The sequence below is a fragment of the Caulobacter sp. GW821-FHT09B08 genome (genome assembly GCF_059418225.1).
Window position 1 is genome coordinate 292,703 of sequence record NZ_JBWKPL010000004.1, and the last position, 17,198, is coordinate 309,900.

General features: G+C 71.7%; 13 protein-coding genes. 2 read left to right on the top strand and 11 right to left on the bottom strand.

The features are described from left to right. The 9 genes from AC07OA_RS14765 to AC07OA_RS14805 form a co-directional block, all read right to left on the bottom strand. The gene (locus AC07OA_RS14765) at positions 1 to 1,581 is read right to left on the bottom strand and encodes a sensor histidine kinase (RefSeq protein ID WP_494664565.1); all 1,581 of its coding nucleotides are present in this window, start codon (positions 1,579 to 1,581) and stop codon (positions 1 to 3) included. Continuing rightward, on the bottom strand, positions 1,578 to 2,303 hold the full coding sequence (locus tag AC07OA_RS14770) for a response regulator transcription factor (protein ID WP_494664566.1): 726 nt from the start codon (positions 2,301 to 2,303) through the stop codon (positions 1,578 to 1,580). Before AC07OA_RS14770 ends, AC07OA_RS14765 begins: the two co-directional genes overlap by 4 nt. A gap of 11 nt (positions 2,304 to 2,314) precedes the next feature. Beyond that, positions 2,315 to 3,859 carry a DUF4153 domain-containing protein gene (locus AC07OA_RS14775; protein ID WP_494664567.1) on the bottom strand — a complete coding sequence of 515 codons (1,545 nt, stop codon included), beginning with the start codon at positions 3,857 to 3,859 and terminating at the stop codon, positions 2,315 to 2,317. Positions 3,860 to 3,996: 137 nt separating this feature from the next. After that, positions 3,997 to 5,013 (bottom strand): helix-turn-helix domain-containing protein, encoded by a 1,017-nt coding sequence (locus AC07OA_RS14780; protein WP_494664568.1) that lies wholly within the window; start codon positions 5,011 to 5,013, stop codon positions 3,997 to 3,999. A gap of 391 nt (positions 5,014 to 5,404) precedes the next feature. After that, entirely contained in the window at positions 5,405 to 6,037 is a 633-nt protein-coding gene (locus AC07OA_RS14785) for a glutathione S-transferase family protein (protein ID WP_494664569.1), read from the bottom strand. A 15-nt stretch (positions 6,038 to 6,052) separates the two neighbouring features. Further along, entirely contained in the window at positions 6,053 to 7,423 is a 1,371-nt protein-coding gene (locus AC07OA_RS14790; protein ID WP_494664570.1) for an HlyD family type I secretion periplasmic adaptor subunit, read from the bottom strand. After that, positions 7,420 to 9,204, bottom strand: a complete 1,785-nt coding sequence (locus AC07OA_RS14795) for a type I secretion system permease/ATPase (RefSeq protein WP_494664571.1) — start codon at positions 9,202 to 9,204, stop codon at positions 7,420 to 7,422. Before AC07OA_RS14795 ends, AC07OA_RS14790 begins: the two co-directional genes overlap by 4 nt. 139 nt (positions 9,205 to 9,343) lie before the next feature. Continuing rightward, on the bottom strand, positions 9,344 to 10,276 hold the full coding sequence (locus AC07OA_RS14800) for a Gfo/Idh/MocA family protein (protein ID WP_494664572.1): 933 nt from the start codon (positions 10,274 to 10,276) through the stop codon (positions 9,344 to 9,346). A 170-nt stretch (positions 10,277 to 10,446) separates the two neighbouring features. After that, a complete protein-coding gene (locus AC07OA_RS14805) occupies positions 10,447 to 12,741 on the bottom strand; it encodes a glycoside hydrolase family 3 N-terminal domain-containing protein (RefSeq protein ID WP_494664573.1) in 2,295 nt (764 codons plus the stop codon). A 112-nt stretch (positions 12,742 to 12,853) separates the two neighbouring features. Here AC07OA_RS14805 and AC07OA_RS14810 point away from each other — a divergent pair, with 112 nt between their 5' ends. Both AC07OA_RS14810 and AC07OA_RS14815 read left to right on the top strand, forming a co-directional pair. Then, the gene (locus AC07OA_RS14810) at positions 12,854 to 13,069 is read left to right on the top strand and encodes a hypothetical protein (protein ID WP_494664574.1); all 216 of its coding nucleotides are present in this window, start codon (positions 12,854 to 12,856) and stop codon (positions 13,067 to 13,069) included. 85 nt (positions 13,070 to 13,154) lie between these two features. Continuing rightward, the gene (locus AC07OA_RS14815; RefSeq protein ID WP_494664575.1) at positions 13,155 to 14,486 is read left to right on the top strand and encodes a GntT/GntP/DsdX family permease; all 1,332 of its coding nucleotides are present in this window, start codon (positions 13,155 to 13,157) and stop codon (positions 14,484 to 14,486) included. Between the two features lie 134 nt (positions 14,487 to 14,620). Here AC07OA_RS14815 and AC07OA_RS14820 read toward each other — a convergent pair whose 3' ends face one another. Then, positions 14,621 to 15,514 carry an oxygenase MpaB family protein gene (locus AC07OA_RS14820; RefSeq protein WP_494664576.1) on the bottom strand — a complete coding sequence of 298 codons (894 nt, stop codon included), beginning with the start codon at positions 15,512 to 15,514 and terminating at the stop codon, positions 14,621 to 14,623. Then, complete coding sequence (locus AC07OA_RS14825; RefSeq protein WP_494664577.1) at positions 15,514 to 17,106, bottom strand: fatty acid--CoA ligase; 1,593 nt, start codon at positions 17,104 to 17,106, stop codon at positions 15,514 to 15,516. The genes AC07OA_RS14820 and AC07OA_RS14825 overlap by 1 nt, the downstream gene beginning before the upstream one ends. Between the last annotated feature and the right edge of the window lie 92 nt (positions 17,107 to 17,198).

Consider the following 17,198-nt stretch of genomic DNA (forward strand, 5'->3'; position numbering starts at 1 on the left):
CTATCCCCTCGGCAACGCCACCTCGAACGCCGCTCCTTCGCCCGCTTCGACCAGGGCGATGCGCCCCTGGCTTGCCGCCAGCAGCGACCGCGCGATCGACAGGCCAAGGCCCGTGCCGCCGGTCTCGCGCCGGCTGGTGAAGAACGGTTCGAACAGGCGCTCGCGGTCGGCCGTCGGCACGCCCGGACCGTCGTCCGACACCCGCAGCACCACCTCCTCGCCCACGGCTTCCGCCCGTATCATCACGGTCCGCGCCCCGGCCTGGCGGCTGTTCTCCACCAGGGTAGTCAGCACGGTCTCGACCGTGGTTTCGGGCGCGGCCAGCAGGGGCAGGTCCTTGGGCAGGTCCAGGACCACGGCGATGTCGCGCCCCTGGGCGTCGGCCACCCGCCGCGCGGCGGGCGCCAGTTCCGACGCCACCCCCGGCTGCGGCATGGCCATGTCGGCGCGGGCCAGGTCCATCAGCCGGCCGACCAGCTGCGAGAGCCGGGCGCTGTCGGCCGAGATGTTGCCGAGGAACCGGCGGCGGTCCTCGTCGCTCATGGTGTCGAAGTGGTCGTCCAGCAGTTCGACCGCCCCGGCGATGCCGGCCAGGGGCGTCTTGAACTCGTGGCTGACGGCGGCGGCGAAGTCGCGCAGGTAGCGCGAGCGCACGGCGATGGCGTCGGCCATCAGCTGGAAGTCGCTGTAGAGGGCGCGGATCTCCAGGGCCGCGGTGGCCGGGGTCTCCGGCACGGCGCCCTGCCCCGTGGCCACGCTGCGAGTGGCGGCGCTCAGCGCCTCGATGGGCCGGGTCACCCCGCGCGACACCAGGCCCGACAGCAGCACCAGCAAGAGGATCGTCGCCCCGCCCCCGACCAGCAGCTTGCCCCGGTCCTGGTAGACGCCCCGGAACAGCGCCCGGGGCGAGCGCGACAAGAGAAGCGCGCCCACCACCTTGCCGTTGACCACCACCGGCCGGGCATGGTGCAGGCGCACGGCCGAGGCGCGGCTCAGCCACTCGAACGAATAGCGCGGGTGATAGGCCCCGTTACGGCGCAGGACGGTGCGCGAATGGCCCTTCAGCGCCGCCTGGATCTCGGGCAGGGCCGCGAGACTTCCGCCCTGCCCCAAGCCCCGCACCACCACCCCATGGCGGTCGACGATCAGGATCGAGGCCAGGGTGCTGCGGCTGGTCTGGTCGAAGATCGGCTCCAGCACCTCGGCGGCGACTTCCGCCTGGGGATCGGCCTTGGCGCCGGGCGTGGAGGCCGGGCGCTCGGGCAGGACGGGCGAGGAGCGCAGGTCGATGCTGGTGGATTCCGGCCGGTAGTAGCCGGGATCGTCGCGGGCGTCGGGATCGGCGGGGGTCAGGTCGCGCACGGCGCCCGGCCACAGGTTGGCCGCGGCCGAGGCCAGGGCGGCGCCTTGGCTGGTCAGCTCGGCCTCGGTCTGGCGTACCAGGGTGTTCTCATAGGTGCGCAGGAACACCGCCCCGATGGCCGGCATGGCGGCGGCGAACAGCAGCACGGTCAGCAGGATGGTGCGCAGCCGCAGGGCCGGCCACCAGGTCCGCACCCAGCCGCGCGTCGCCTCGATCACCCTTCCACGCCCGCGCCAGAAGCTCCTTGGCAAGCGCCCAGGCGGTAGCCGATCCCGGCCCGAGTCTCGATCACGTCGTGCCCGCCCACCCCGGCGAACTTGGCCCGCAGGTTGCGCACATGGCTGTCGATGGTGCGGTCGGTGACGGCGAAGCCGGGGCCGCGCAGGCGGTCGATGATGGCGTCGCGGCTGAACACCTTGGTCGGGGTGGTGGCCAGGGTCTTCAGGATCGTGAACTCGGTCACGGTCAGCGACACGTCGGTCCCGGCCCAGGCCGCGCTCCAGGCCTCGGGATCCAGAGCCAGGCGCCCCCGGACGATCAGGCCGTCGGCGGCGGGGCCGGCCTCCGCGCTCTTGCCCCCGGTGCGCCGCAGGATGGCCTGGACGCGGGCGGTCACCTCGCGCGGGCTGAACGGCTTGACCACATAGTCGTCGGCCCCCAGCTCGATGCCCAGCACCCGGTCGATCTCGTCGTCGCGCGAGCTGAGGAACAGGATCGGCAGGTCGCCCTGGGCCCGCAGGCGGCGGCAGACCTCCAGCCCGTCCAGGCGCGGCATGTTGATGTCCAGCACCACCAGGTCCGGCGTGCGTTCCGCGACGGAGGCGAGGGCCGCCTCGCCGTCGGCGGCCTCGCGCGTCTCCAGCCCCGCCTTGGCCAGGGCGAACACCAGGAGCTGGCGGATGTGGGGATCGTCGTCGACGACCAGGATCGTACGCTGCATGGGCCTCATGTTCAGTGCTCCGAGCCCTGGGTCAACGGGATTGGGGTCAACGGGTATGAGACCGCCGCGATCGGGGCGCCGTCGCAGTCGCGGTGATAGATCGGCGTGGGCTCGCCGAGAGCGTCGATCCGCGCCAGACGCAAAGCGTCGCGCGGGGTCCAGGCCCGCCAGTCTGTCTGTGCGGCGCGCAGGGCGGCCACGCCGCGCTCGCGCACCGGCGCCAGGCGGGCGGCCAGGTCCGGCGGGATCGGACGGCGCTCCAGCTCCGCCACCGACACCAGGGCCGAGGGTCCCAGGCCGTCCAGGTAGCAGACGTCCAGTTCCGGCCCCGCCCCGCCCACCTCGCGGGCGTGGCGCACGTTCCAGGCGGCGGCCACCGCGCCCAGGTCGACCACGCAGCCGGCGGTCAGCACCAGCAGGGCCGCGACGGCGTTGGCGTTGATCAGCCAGGCCCCGCTCCTGCCGCGCAGCATCCGCCAGCAGATCAGCACCAGACCCAGGGCGACCAGGACCATCCAGACCAGGGCGGCGATCCGCAGGCGGGTCAGGGAATAGGCCTGCACGTAGTCGACCGTGCGCAGGATGCTGGAGGCCACCAGGAAGAGGTTCTGCCCCACCCACAGCACGACCAGCCAGCGGATCGCCGGAACCTTGGCCGTGGGGCGGCGCGGGTCCAGGGCCAGCAGCACGAACAGGCCGGCCAGCAGGGCCGTGGCGATCAGCGGATAGGCGCCGCGATGGGCGTACTGCGCCAGGGTCAGGCCGGCCGGCGGTCCGGCGCCGCCCCACAGGATCACCGCGTCCAGGCCGTTCTGCACGGCGAACAGGGCGTTGAAGACCAGCAGCGACAGGGTCACCGAGGCGACCGAGACTCCCGCGATGTCGGCGACCGGCCGGACCTTGCCCGCCGGCAGGGCGCGGCGACGGCGCGGCCGCAGTACGCCCCAGGCCAGGGTCAGCACGATCAGCCAGAAGACCGTCCGGGGGATCAGGTCCGCGCCGAAGGCCGGGAAGCGGACGGCCGAAAGGACCTGGGCGATCACCGGATTGGCGGCGGCGAACAGGGTCAGGAACACCGCCCCGCCCACCACCGGCAAGGCCAGCAGCGGCACGACGCCGCGCCAGTCCAGACTTCGCGTCGAGCGGCCGGCCTTGCGCGCCCGGCCCAGGTCGAGCCAGGGGCCGACCAGTCCGACCACGGCCTGGGCGACCAGGCGCTGGCTCCAGCGCCAGGCGTCGTCGAAGCGATGGGCGCGAGGCAGCAGCACCGCCAGGCCGAGCAGCGACCAGAACAGCCCCCAGGCCAGCAGGTTGGGCGCCCAGGCCAGGACCAGCGACAGGACGGTGGCCGCCACCAGTGCCCAGCCGGCCTTGGCGTCGCGCCGGGCGGCGGGATGCAGGGCGGTGGCCGCCAGGGTCAGCAGCAGGGCGAAGCCGCCCACGGTCGCGCCCAGGTCATGCCCCCAGAACAGCAGGTCGGCGACCACGACCAGGGCCAGGGCGGCGGCGACCTTCAGCGCGAAGGACAGGTCGCGAGGACCTCGGGACGACGACATGGGCGGGCTCCGGCTTTAGGAGCCTTTCAAGTGCCCGGGCGCGGTGGAGACGGGCTTGGCCGCCCCGCGCGTTTGCCGTGCAGTTTCGATGCAGAAGACCTCCTCACCCGCGCAGCGGGGGAGGAGAAACGAGCCCCCTACGCCTCCTCGACCGTGTCGGTCCACCGGCCGAACGGGGTCTCGGGCTCGTCGACCAGGCTGGGCTGCAGCGAGCGCAGGTCGCTGGGGCGGATGTTGAAAGCCTTGCGGAAGCTGCGGCTGAAATGGGCCTCGCTGGAGAAGCCGCATTGGAAGGCGATCTCGCTGATGCGGCGCGCTCGCTTGGGGTCCAGCAGAGCCGCGCGAGCCAGGTGCAGGCGGCGCTCCCAGATATAGGCCGTCACCCCGCCCAGGGGCTCGAACAGGCGGTAGAGGGTCGAGCGCGACACGCCCAGGGCCTCGCTGATCTTGGCGGGGTTGAGGCTGGGCTCCAGGAGGTTCGCCTCGACATAGGCCCGCGCCCGCATCAGCAACGGCGACTCCCGCACGCCGAAGTCGGCGCGGCCCGCCTCCATGGCCAGGCACGCGCCCAGGAGCTCGGTCGTGGCGCGGGTGATGCCCGGCAGGGTTTCGGGCAAGAGCTGTGGGAACCAGCGGGTCACCGCCGTCAGGTGCTCGACCAGCAGGCCCGCGCGGTTGGCGTCCAGCACCATGCCGTGCAGGGCGATGCCGGGGGCCACGGCCTCGACCTCCGAGCGGGGCAAGAAGGTCGACAGCACCTTGACCGCCGTGCTGCGCATCATCATCGGACGCGACAGATCGCAGATGCCGACCTCGCCCGGTCCGGCCGCATAGGGCACGCCGTCGAAATCGCCCGTGTGCGAGCCGGCGATGGTGAGCTGGACAATGTAGTGGTCGTGGCTATCGGCGGCGACCATCTCCGGCGTACGGAACACGGTCTGCCCGCCCGTCTCGGTCACGTAGAAGGCGTGGGCGCCCAGGCGCAGCGAGGTGATGTTGGCGGTGAAGCCCGGCTCGGGGTCGCGGGCGTCCAGGGCCACCAGGACTTCACGCCGATAGTGGTCGTGACGATCCTCGGGCGGCACGTTCCTGGTGCTGAAATTCGTCCGCGCCAGACTCGGCTGCGGCGTACGCGACGATACAGGTTCACTCATGTGGCCTTCCCCCAAAGGCACAATCACGCTTTTCCGGTTCAGGCCAAATGTGATCGTTCGTCGCACCGCGCGAGCCCCGCGACGGGCTTTGAGACGACCGGTCAACGAAATGGAACCGGCATGTAATGGCGTAGGCTGACAAAGCCTTAGGACTGTCGGCCGGCCGACGGACGAACAGGGGTTTGCGATCGTCGAAGCTTTAGAATATCTATTCGCCCCGACGTCACCGGACGCGGAGCCGATCAGGTCGGAGAACGGCGCATCGCGCAGGCCCGAAGGCCGCGCGGCAGCACCGCCCCATACCCCCGGGAGGGGGAACAAAACTGAAGGCGGGCCTTGGGGGAGGCCCGCCTTTCTTGTTTCCAGGGTCCAGCCTCTTTGAGAGACGGCTTCAACTCGTCCACCACCCCCGCGTGGCGGGGCACGCCGCCAGCGCCCGCTGGTAGCCATCGCGCCCGCGCAGCCGCGTCAGGTAGGCTTGCTCGGCCTCGCCCAGCGTGAAGCCGATATTCTTGCGCGCCATCTCCAGCGCATAGCCCACCGAGATGTCCGCGGCGGTGAAGGTCTCGCCGGCCATGTAGGGCGCCTGTTCCAGCCGTCGCGTCACCAGGCCCAGCCGGCTGGTGAACACCCACATCGCCTGGCGCGCGCTCCAATTGTCGCGCTCGGCCTCCGGCGCGATGTTGCGGGCGCCGGAGACGAAATAGACGGAAGCCGCCAGCCCGGCCTCGCCCAGGTGGAGGAACTGCTGGTAGGGGGGAAAGGCGGCGTCGGCCGCGCTCGGCGCCAGGGTCGTGGGCCCGTAGCGCGCCAGCAGATATTCCATGATCGCGATGGACTCGACCATCGTGACCTCGCCGTCGCGCAGCGCGGGGATGAAGCCGGCCGGATTGAGCGCCAGGAACTCGGCGTCGTTCTCGACCCCGGCCAGGAGGTCGACGTCCCGCAGCCGGTACGGCAGGCCCATCTCCTCCAGCAGCCAGACGACCCGAAAGCCCCGCCCCTCGCCGAAGACCGTCAGCATGGCGCGCTCCGGTTCCTAGTGCTCGCGGCCCATCCGCCAGAAGGTCTGGAACATCGGCTCGACCAGATAGGCCAGGGCCGAGCGCTTGCGCAGGGGGATCAGGACCTCGACCGGCAGGCCGGCCTGCAGGCCTGACCGGCCGCCCCGGATCTGGGTGACCTTTTCCAGCTCCTCGGGCGGGGCGGCGACCTCGGCGCGGAAGTATTGGATGCCGGTCTTCTCGTCGGTGAAGCTGTCGGCCGACAGCTCCGTCAGGGTGCCGTTCAGCAGCGGCAGGTCGCGCTCGTGCAGCGAGGTGAAGCGGATCTGGGTCTTCTGGCCGGGCTTGAGATCGTCGGCGTCGTTGGGCGAGACCTTGGCCTGGATCACCAGGCGGCGGTCCTGGGGCACGATCTCCATCAGGGTCTGGCCGGGCGCCACCACCCCGCCGACGGTGAAGACGTTCAGCCCCACCACCTTGCCGCCCGACGGGGCGCGGACCGTGGCGCGGGCCAGCTGTTCGCGGGCCGCCAGCACCTTGGGCTGGAGATCGTCGAGCCGCACCTGCACGTCGCGCAGCTGGCCGGAGACCTCTTCCATCATCTGCCGCTCCAGCGACAGGGTCTGCATGCGGGTCTCGCCGATCTGCTCGCCCGAGCGGGCGATCTGGGCGCGGTAGGCGCCGTCCTCGCCGGTCAGGGCCGCGGCGCTGCGCTGCAGGGCCAGGACGCGGGTCTTAGGCGCGAAGCCCTTGTCCGCCAGCTCCTGCACGCCCTTCAGCTCCTCCTCGATCAGCTTCTGCTGCTCGCGATTGGCCTCCAGCTGGCGCTGGGCGCCGCTGGTCTGCTGGTCCAGCTGCAGGACGCGCTGGTTCAGCACGCCGCGCTGGGTCTGCAGCGAGCTGCGGCGGGCCTGGAACTGCTGGCGCTGCAGGCGCAGGGCGTCCTCGGCCAGCGGCCTGTCCTCGGGCGCCAGGTCGGCGAATTCGGGCGGCGCGCCGAAGCCGGCCTTGTGGTCGCGCTCGGCGATCAGGCGGGCGCGCTGGGCCAGCAGGGTCAGGGTCTCGCCGGTCATGCCGCGCTCGCTGGCCCGTAGTTCCGAGGCCGACAGCTCGACCAGGATCTGGCCCTTGACCACGGTCTGGCCTTCCACGACGCGGATGGCCGTGACCACCCCGCCCTCGCGGTTCTGCACCGCCTGGCGGTTGCCCGACACGGCGATCACCCCGTGGGCGTAGGCGCCCGCGTCCAGCGGGGCCAGGGCGGCCCAGCCCAGGAAGCCGACGAAGAACAGCCCGGCCACGCCCGCGCCGATGCGGATGAACAGGGCCGGGTCGTCCGACAGGCGCGGCGGGACCGCGCCCGGAGCTGAGGGCGAGGCGGGAGCCTGAGGAGACGCGACGTTCATGGCTTGACGACCTGCAGGGAACCACCGGCGGCAGCGGTGTTGGCTTGGGCGGCCTTGGCGGCGGCGGACATCTGGTTGATCACTTCGTTGCGCGGCCCGATCCGCTCGACCTGGCCGTCGCGCAGCACCAGCAGGCGGTCGGCGACGTTGAGGATGCCGGTGCGGTGGGCCACGATCATGATCGCCGCGCCCCGGGCCTTGGCGGCCAGGATGGCGGCGTTCAGCGCCTGCTCGCCGTCGGCGTCGAGGGCCGAGTTGGGCTCGTCCAGCACCAGCAGCGGCGGATTGCCGTAGAGCGCCCGCGCCAAGGCCACGCGCTGGGCCTGGCCGGCCGACAGGCCGCGTCCGCCCGCCCCCAGCGGCGTGTCGTAGCCGTTGGGGAAGCGCAGGATCAGCTCGTGCACGCCGGCCGCCTGGGCGGCGGCGACCACGGCCGCGTCGATGGCGGCGGCGGTCTGCCCGCCCTCGTCCTGGCCCTCGCGCGACGCCCAGCCGGCGAAGCGCGAGATGTTGTCCTTGATGGTGCCGGCCATCAGGGCCGAGTCCTGGGGCACGTAGCCGATGAAGCGGCCCAGCCGGTCGCCGTCCCAGTCGGCCAGGTTCGCGCCGTCCAGGCGCACCGTGCCTGCGTCGGGCGTGATCGCCCCGCAGGCCACCCGCGCCAAGGTGGTCTTGCCCGCCCCGCTGGGACCGATGACGCCCAGGATCTCGCCCGGCGCCATGCGCAGCGACACGCCGCGCAGCAGGATCGGACCGTTCTCGATCGGCGCGCGCACGGCCACCTGCTCCAGGGCCAGGACGCCGGTGGGCGCGGGCAACTGGGTGCCGGCCACGTCCATGGTCTTGGCGGGGAACAGCTTGATCAGGTTGTTGAGCGCGCCGCGCGTCTGGCCCACCACGCCCCAGGCGCCGACCAGTTGCTCGATGGGCTGCAGGGCGCGGCTCATCAGCACCGAGGCGGCGATGATGGCGCCCGCCGAAATCTGCTTGTCCACCGCCAGCCAGGCGCCCAGGCCCAGGGCGGCCGACTGCAGGAACATGCGGGTGAACTTGGTGGCCGCCGAATAGCCGCCGCCGGTGAACTGGGCCTTGACCGACAGGTCCAGGCCGTTGCGGCGGTCGGCCAGCTGGCGCTCGCGCAAGGCGCCGCGCATGCCCAGAGCCCGCACGACCTCGGCGTTGGCGGCCGCGGCCTCCTGCGAGGCGTAGGCCTGGGACTGGGCGATGAAGGCCTCGCGGGCCCGGCCGCGGGTGGCGCGCTCGTTCAGCACCGCCAGCACGATCAGCACGGCCCCGCCGACGACGGTCATCGCGCCCAGGGCCGGGTGGATCATGAAGGCCACCAGCACGTAGATCGGGGTCCAGGGAATATCCAGCACCGCCACGGCCACGGGCCCAGACAGGGCGCCGCGCACGATGTCGAACTCGCGCATGCCCTGGGCCGAGGTGCCGGGGCTCATGGCGCTCATCAGCCGTTGCAGGATGCCGCCGGCCAGCAGCCGGTCCAGGCGCAGGCCGGCCAGGGCCAGCAGGCGCGAGCGCACCGACTCCAGCGCCGTCTGGGTGCCCAGGGCGAAGGCCACCACCAGGGTCAGGTACAGCAGGGTCAGGCGGCCCTCGGTGGGCACCACCCGGTCGTAGACCTGCATCATGTAGATGGTCGGCGCCAGCAACAGGATGTTGATGAGCGCGCTGAACACCGCCGCGGCCATCAGGTGCGGGCGGCAGGCTCGCAAGGCGGCGGCCAGCGGCGGCGGCAACGGGGCGTCCAGGAACTTCACGCGTCTCTCCCCGGGCGCATCGCGCCCGCCGCGACCAGCCCGGCCGATGCACGTAAAACGCCCCTCGGCCGGTACCTAACGTTGCGCCCCGCCTTTATGCAAGAACGACCTTGCTGCGATAGGGTTCGACGCCCGGGCGTTATTCCACGAAGGCGGGAGCGACGACGCGGCGGCCCAGCATGAAGGCGTCGGCCACGTGGCGCAGCGGGGTGACGTCGACGTCGGAGGCCCCGGCCGCGACCAGCTCGGCGAAGCGGGCGTAGAGGCCCGGATACTCGGCCTCGGGCGCCTCGTGGACCAGTTCGCCGTCGATCCACAGCTTGGCCCCGCCGTGCGACAGGCGCAGTGCCCCGCCGTCGGTGTCGATCTCGATGTCCCAGCTCTGCGGACCGGTCTGCAGGAAGTCGAACTCGGCGCGCACCGGCACGCCCGCCGTATCCACGAAGTCCAGCTCGGCCTGGATCGGCGACTGGCGGTTCTCGGGCACGTGCAGGGTGGCTTCCGTCAGGAAGAACGGGCGCGGCAGCACGGCGGTGGCGATCGACAGGGCGTTGATGCCGGGATCGAACACGCCCAGGCCGCCCGGCTCCCAGATCCAGTCCTGGCCGGGGTGCCAGACGCGCACGTCCTCGCGCCAGTTGATGCGGGCGGCGGTGATCGTCTTGCCGGCCAGCCAGTCGCGGGCGGGCTGCACGGCCGGGGCGTAGCGCGAGTGCCAGGTGGCCTGCAGGGTGACGCCGTGGTCCTGGGCGCCCTGGCGCAGGTCCTCGACCTCGCTCAGCGTCGCGCCGGGGGGCTTTTCCAGCATCACGTGCTTGCCGGCCTCCAGCGCCTGGCGGGCCAGGCCGTGGCGCACCTGCGGCGGGGTGCATAGCGAAACGGCGTCAAATTCCACGTCGCTGGCCAGCAGTTCGTCGAAGGTGTGGAAGCTGGGCAGGCCCGGCTGCTCGGCGTGCCGGCTGACGATGGCCACGAGCTCGAAGTCCGGATTCGCCGCCATGGCCGGCAGGTGCTGGTCGCGAGCGATCTTGCCCAGCCCGATCAGGGCCACGCGGATAGGGGTGGCGGACATGGGGACGCTTCGACTCCGGAGGCTCTTATTTGTACGACAAATGCTTGAGCGGGGGCGGGATGTCAACGACCGGGGACATGCCCTCGCGGCGTGTCCCCACCGCCATCCACGACGCCAAGACTTGGGGACACGCCGCAAGGGCATGTCCCCGGCCGCGCATGTCCCGACGCTTAAACCCCCAGCAACTCGAAGCTGCCCGCCAACCCATCGACCGCGCTATTCGCCACCCACAGGTCGAACATGCCCGGCTCGGCGATCCAGCCGTCGTCGCCGACGAACATCAGCGAGCCGCGCTCCAGGCTGAAGCGCACCTCGCGCTTCTCGCCGGGCTTCAGCGACACCCGCAGGAAGCGCTTGAGCTCGCGGATCGGCCGGGTGCGGCTGGCCACGCGGTCGTGGACATAGAGCTGGACCACCTTGTCGCCCACCACCTTGCCGGTGTTGGTCACGGTGACGTTGACATAGAGCTTGTCGTTCCACGGCAGGCGGGTGGTCGACAGGCGCAGGTCGCTGAGCGCGAAGCTGGCGTAAGACAGCCCGTGGCCGAACGGGTACAGCGCCTCGTTGCGGGTGGTGCGCCAGCGGGCCTTGTACTCCTGGCTGTCGTCGGCCTGGGGCGCGGGACGGCCGGTGGTGCGGTGATTGTAGGCGAACGGCTCCTGGCCGCTCTCGTGCGGGAAGCTGACCGGCAGGCAGGCCGACGGATTGACCTTGCCGAACACCACGTCGGCCACGGCGTGGCCGGTCTCGGTGCCCAGGAACCAGGTGGCCAGGATCGCCGGCGCGGCCTTGACCGCCCCCTCCAGCACCAGGGCCCGGCCGTGGCGCAACAGGACGACCGTCGGCTTGCCCGTGGCCCCGACCAGCTCGGCCAGCTGCTGCTGGACCTTGGGCAGGCCGATCTCGGTGCGCGATTGGGCCTCGCCCGACATGTTCTGGCTCTCGCCCACCGCCAGCAGCACCACGTCGGCGGCCCTGGCGGCGGCGACGGCCTGGTCGTAGCCGCCGGGGATCACGTTCTCGACGTCGCAGCCCTTGGCCACGATCAGCCTGGACGGATCGGCCATGGCCTCGCGCAGGCCGGTGGCCAGGTCGACGCCCAGGCTCTTGTCGCCGAAGAAGGCCCAGGGCCCCAGGATGTTGTCGCGGTCCTCGGCGAACGGACCGATCAGGGCGATCTTCTTGCCCGCCGTCGGCAGGGGCAGCAGGGCGCCGTCGTTCTTCAGCAGCACGATCGACCGCGCGCCGGCCTCGCGGGACAGCGCCCGCATGGCCGGGGTGGCGGTGTTGGCGGCCTGGGCCTTGGGGTCGATCGAGCGGAACGGCCGGTCGAACAGGCCCAGCGTCTCCTTCAGGCTCAGCACCCGACGCACGGCGTTGTCGACCGCCGCCATCGGCACCCGCCCCTGGGCCACCAGCTCGGGCAGGTAGCGGCTGTAGAGCCCGCTCTGCATCGAGATGTCGACGCCCGCCAGGATCGCCAGGCGCGCGGCGTCCTTGTCGTCGGCGGCGAAGCCGTGGGCCACCAGTTCCTGGTCGGCGGTGTAGTCGGAAATGACCACACCCTTGAAGTTCCACTCGCCGCGCAGGATGTCGGTCAGCAGGTGCTTGTTGGCCGTGGCCGGCACGCCGTTGATGTCGTTGAAGGCCGACATCACCGACAGGCAGCCGGCGTCGAAGGCGGCCTTGAACGGCGGCAGGTGCACCTCGCGCAGCGTGCCTTCCGACAGCTCGACGGTGTTGTAGTCCAGCCCCGCCATCACCGCCCCGTAGGCGGCGAAGTGCTTGGCGGTGGAGAGCAGGCTGTCGGGGGCGGTCAGGTCGCGGCCCTGGAAGCCGCGCACCCGGGCCTGGGCCATGACCTCGCCCAGGAAGACGTCCTCGCCCGAGCCCTCGGCGCCCCGGCCCCAGCGCTGGTCGCGGGCCACGTCGACCATCGGGGCGAAGGTCCAGTGGTTGCCGTAGGACGAGGCCTCGACGGCGGCGGCGCGGGCGGTGCGCTCGGCCAGGACGGGGTCGAAGCTGGCGCTCTCGCCCAGGGGGATCGGGAACACGGTCTTGAAGCCGTGGATCACGTCGGCGGCGAACAGCAGCGGAATGTGCAGGCGCGAGTGCTCGACGGCGGCGGTCTGGGCCAGGAGAGCGCCCTCGACCCCGACGCCGTTCATCAGCGTGCCGATGCGGCCCGCGCGGATGTCGGCCAAGAGCTGGCTGGTGTTGCGCTGGTTGACCAGCGGATTGATGTCGCCGACCGGCGGGCGGATCATGTCGGAATAGCACGACAGCTGGCCGCACTTTTCGTCCATGGTCATCTGGGCGATCAGGGCCTCGACGCGGGGCGAGGCGGCGCGCGCGGCGGCGGGGCCGCCCAGGGCGAGACCCGCCAGCCCGGCGGCGCCGGCCAGCAGCGCGCGACGGTCCACGCCCGCGCCGGCGGAATCCCGCCGTCCGTCACCACCCGCCATGGATTCTCCCCAACTCGAAGCTCACGGCGCGCAACCTCGCCAGAAACGCCGCGCGGTGCAATGGTGCGCCTCCCGGGAAGCGAACCAGGCCCCGGATGAACGGAGAAGCCGCATGACCACCCTCTGGCATATCGACGTCCGGCTGGGCGACGCGCCCCTGGAAGCGCCGCTGCGCCGCATGAGCGTCGAGGCCGATACCGAGGTGGACGCCCTGCGCATCGTGCTGGCCAAGGCCGAACAGGACCAGGCCGACTTCAACGAGCTGCTGCAGGACGGCCAGGAGGAGGTGTTCTCGCGGACCGAGGTGGTGGAGGGGCGGACGCTTTAGACCGCGCCTCGTCACGGGCCGCGGCAATCGCATTGACAGCGTTGTCTTTCCCCTGCCCTCTGCTTGAAAACAAGGGGAGGAAACGATGAGCGGCCCGCTGTGGACCATCCTGGTCATCGCCGTCAGCGTGGCGGTCGTCGTGCTGGCCACGCTGAAGCTGCGCCTGCCCGCCTTCTTCGCCCTGCTGCTGGTCGCCATCGGCGCGGGGCTGGCGTTCGGGGCCGATCCGCTGGACGCCCTGGCTTCGGTCCGCAAGGGCGCGGGCGAGGCGCTGGGCTTCGTGGCGGTGATCCTGGGTTTGGGCTCGCTGTTCGGCGCCCTGCTGGAGACCGGCGGCGGGGTCGAGGCGGTCTCGCGCGCCCTGCTGGATCGCTTCGGCGCCGCGCGCGCGCCCTGGGCCCTGGCGGCCATCGGGGTGCTGGTGGGCATCCCCCTGTTCTTCGACGTGGCCCTGATCATCCTGGCCCCGCTGATCCTGGGCGTCGCCCAACGCAGCAACCGCGCCGTGGCCTTCATCGCCCTGCCCGTGCTGGTGGGTCTGGCGGTGATGCACGGCCTGCTGCCGCCCCACCCCGGCCCCGTCGCCGCCGCCGAACTGCTGAAGGCCGACTACGGCCAGATCGCCCTGTGGGGCCTGGTCTGCGGACTGCCGGCCGTGGTGATCGCCGGCCCGCTGTTCGCGCTGACCATGTTCTCCAAGGGGGCCTACGTCGCACGCACCGACACGCCGGTCGCCGGAACCGAAACCCCCGCCGCCCTGATCGGCCTGTGGCCGGCGCTGCTGGGCATGCTGATCCCGCTCAGCCTGATCGTCGCCGGCGCCGTGGCCCACGCGGTCCTGCCCAAAGGCCCGGCGCGGACGGTGCTGGAGTTCGCCGGACACCCGTTCGTGGCCCTGGCGGCGGCCTGCCTCTATGCCTGGATCCTGCTGCGGGCGCGGGGCATGGCGGGCCAGGCCCTGCTGAAGGTGACCGGCAAGGCGCTGGAGCCGGCCGGGGCCATCGCCCTGGTCATCGGGGCCGGGGCGGCGTTCAAGCAGGTGCTGATCGACAGCGGCGCGGGCGTCCACCTGGCCGCCGCCGTCTCGGCCGCGCGGCTGTCGCCCCTGGTGTTCGGGTTCCTGGTGGCGGCGATCATGCGGATCGCCCAGGGCTCGGCCACCGTGGCCATGGTCGCGGCGGCGGGCCTGGCCGCGCCCCTGGCGGCGGGTCTGGACCCGGCGCACATCGCGCTGATCGTGGTCGCCATCGGCGCGGGGGCCACCGTGGTCAGCCACGTCAACGACGCGGGGTTCTGGCTGGTGGGGCAGTATCTGGGGCTGAGCGAGCCGGAGACGTTCCGGAGCTGGACGGTGGCGTCGACGTTGGCGGGGCTGGTGGCGTTTGGCGGGGCGGCGATAGTCTACGCTGTGCTCTAGGCGGCTAACACTTGCCCCCTTCGGGCCTTCGGCCCTCCTTCCCCCAAAGGGGGAAGAGGACCCGCGCTTTCCGTCCTCCGCCCCCTACGGGGGCGGACAGACCGCGAAGCGGTCAGGTGGGGGCAAGTCGGCGCCTACCGTCGATAGAGGTAGTCACTGGGAAGCCCCATCCGCTGGCAAGCCTCCACCGCCGGCGTGCCCTTGACCGGGATCCGGTCCGCCGCCACCCCGGCCAGCTTGATCAGCCGCCGCTCGACCGGCCACAGGTCCCATTCGCGGCCCAGGCCCACCACCGCCCGCACCTGCGGCGGCGTGATCGCCACCGCCGCGCGGATCAGGGCGCCCTGCAGGCCGCCCAGCGGCCCGGGCAGGATCTTCGTCTTCTTCATCAGGTCCAGGAACTCGAAGACGATCTCGTGCCGCTCCAGCCCCGGCAGCATGGCCGCCAGCTGAGCCTCCCATTGCGCCACCGAAGCCGGCGCGCCGACCGCCCCATACAAGGCCGCCGCCGGGGCCGCCTCGGCATAGAACCGGTCGCGTTCGGCGTCGCTCAGCGGACGGGCGAAGGCGTGATAGGCCTCCATGAAGCCGAAGCTGGCGGTGGCCTGCACCCAGTCCAGAAGCTCGACGTCGTTGGCCCGGTAGGCCGCGCCGGCAGGAGTGTCGCCGGTGACCTTGTCGTGCATGCGCACCACGCCGGCGATCATCTTCTCGGCCACGGAACGCGCGCCATAGACCGTGACCATGGCCGCCAGGCCCGTGCGCTTGAGGCGCGGCAGCGGATCGCGGCGGAAGCTGGAATGCTCCCACACCCCGGTGCGCACGCGCGGCTCGGCCAGTTCCAGGATCACCGCCGTCACCCCGCCGACGAACAGCGAGACCGGATTCTTGAACACCCGCCACGACACCGAGTCCGGCGCGGCCAGGGCCGGCTCGCCGGGCGGCCGCAGGAAGTCGACGCGCGGGCCGTTCTCGGGCCGGTAGAGACCCTGGACCAGTTCGGTGACGCGCCCGCTTCCGTCCGCCATCAGTTCACCCGTCTTTCCTTGCCCGCCCAATAGGGTTCGCGCAGCTCGCGCCGCAGGATCTTGCCCGAGGCGTTGCGCGGCAGGGCGGCGATGAAATCGATGGTCTTGGGCGCCTTGAAGCCGGCGATGCGGGTGCGGGCGAAGGCGATGATGTCGGCCGGGTCCTCGGGCGCGCCGGGCTTCAGCGCCACCACCGCCTTGACCGCCTCGCCCCAGGTGTCGTCGGGCACGCCGATCACCGCCACCTCGGCCACGTGCGGATGGCCGTAGACCGCGCTCTCGACCTCGGCCGGATAGATGTTTTCGCCGCCGCTGATGATCATGTCCTTCACGCGATCGTGGATGAACAGATAGCCGTCCTCGTCGATGTAACCCGCATCGCCGGTGCGCAACCAGCTATCGGAATCGATAGTGTCGGCGGTGGCCTCGGGCAGCTTCCAGTAGCCGGCCATGTTGGCGGGCGAACGGATCGCCACCTCGCCCACCTGGTTGGGACCCAGGGCCTGGCCGTCCTCGCCCAGCACCTTCAGCTCCACGCCCGGCATCGGCAGGCCGGCCGAGCGCATGCGGGCGTTGCCGGCCGGGTCGTGATCCTGCGGCGGCAGATAGACCACCGTGCCCGTCGTCTCGGTCATGCCGTACTGCTGGACGAAGCCGCAGCCGAACACCTCGATGCACTCGCGCAGCAGGTCCAGCGGGATGGGCGCGGCGCCGTAGAGGATGTGGGTCAGACGGCTGTAGTCGACCTGGCGGGCGCGCGGCAGGCGCACCACGATCTGCAGGGCGGCCGGCACCATGAACATCTTGGAGACCCGGTCCCTCTCGATGAAGTCCAGCACCTTGGTCGGGTCGAACTCGCGGGCGACCACGCCCTTGGCGCCGTTCAGCAGCCCGACCACGCCCCAGCCGGTGCCACCGATATGGGCCACGGGCATGGCCACCAGGCTGACGTCGTCGGGGCCCCAGCGGTTCCAGTCCATGTCGGCGGCGGCCGCCAGACGGCGCGGCCCCAGGATGTTGTTGTGGGTCAGCATCGCGCCCTTGGGCCGGCCCGTGGTGCCCGAGGTGTAGAGCTGGACGGCGATGTCGGCCGGGGTGATGTGGGCGGCAGGCGTCTCGCACGACGCCGCTTCGCGCCAGTCCTCGAACTCCGGATGGCCGTACTCGTTGGTCTCCATGGCCACGACGATGGGGGTGTCCAGCATCAGCACCGCCACGTCGCGCACATGGGCCAGGAGCTCGGGGCCGACGAAGACCATCCGCGCCTCGGCGTCGCCCAGGATGTAGGCGATCTCGCGCGGGGCCAGGCGCCAGCCGATGGGGGCCAGCACCACCCCGGCCTTGGCGGCGCCGAACAACAGCTCGAAATAGTGGTCGCTGTTCTTGCCCACATAGGCGATGCGGTCGCCCTTGACCAAGCCCTCGGCCAGCAGGGCGTTGGCCACCTGGTCGGTGTGGCGGTCGAAGTCGGCGAAACTGGTCGCGCGGCCCTCGAACACCAGGGCGGTGGCCTCGGGCCGGACCTGGTGGTGATAGCGGGCGACGTCGCCCAGAGTCGTCATGCGATCGAAATCGACGGCGGGTCCGGACATGTCGGCGGCGCTCCTCGCTCGGATCCGAGGCGATCTGCGGCCGCCTTCGGTCTCCAGAAACCCCAGGATGAGGGGCTTTCCCTGTTCAAGGC

Coding starts and splice junctions, on each gene's coding strand:
- AC07OA_RS14770 (WP_494664566.1), bottom strand. CDS start 2,303: ATGCAGCGTACGATCCTGGTCGTCGACGACGATCCCCACATCCGCCAG.
- AC07OA_RS14810 (WP_494664574.1), top strand. CDS start 12,854: ATGACCACCCTCTGGCATATCGACGTCCGGCTGGGCGACGCGCCCCTG.
- AC07OA_RS14780 (WP_494664568.1), bottom strand. CDS start 5,013: ATGAGTGAACCTGTATCGTCGCGTACGCCGCAGCCGAGTCTGGCGCGG.
- AC07OA_RS14800 (WP_494664572.1), bottom strand. CDS start 10,276: ATGTCCGCCACCCCTATCCGCGTGGCCCTGATCGGGCTGGGCAAGATC.
- AC07OA_RS14825 (WP_494664577.1), bottom strand. CDS start 17,106: ATGTCCGGACCCGCCGTCGATTTCGATCGCATGACGACTCTGGGCGAC.
- AC07OA_RS14820 (WP_494664576.1), bottom strand. CDS start 15,514: ATGGCGGACGGAAGCGGGCGCGTCACCGAACTGGTCCAGGGTCTCTAC.
- AC07OA_RS14805 (WP_494664573.1), bottom strand. CDS start 12,741: ATGGCGGGTGGTGACGGACGGCGGGATTCCGCCGGCGCGGGCGTGGAC.
- AC07OA_RS14775 (WP_494664567.1), bottom strand. CDS start 3,859: ATGTCGTCGTCCCGAGGTCCTCGCGACCTGTCCTTCGCGCTGAAGGTC.
- AC07OA_RS14790 (WP_494664570.1), bottom strand. CDS start 7,423: ATGAACGTCGCGTCTCCTCAGGCTCCCGCCTCGCCCTCAGCTCCGGGC.
- AC07OA_RS14785 (WP_494664569.1), bottom strand. CDS start 6,037: ATGCTGACGGTCTTCGGCGAGGGGCGGGGCTTTCGGGTCGTCTGGCTG.
- AC07OA_RS14815 (WP_494664575.1), top strand. CDS start 13,155: ATGAGCGGCCCGCTGTGGACCATCCTGGTCATCGCCGTCAGCGTGGCG.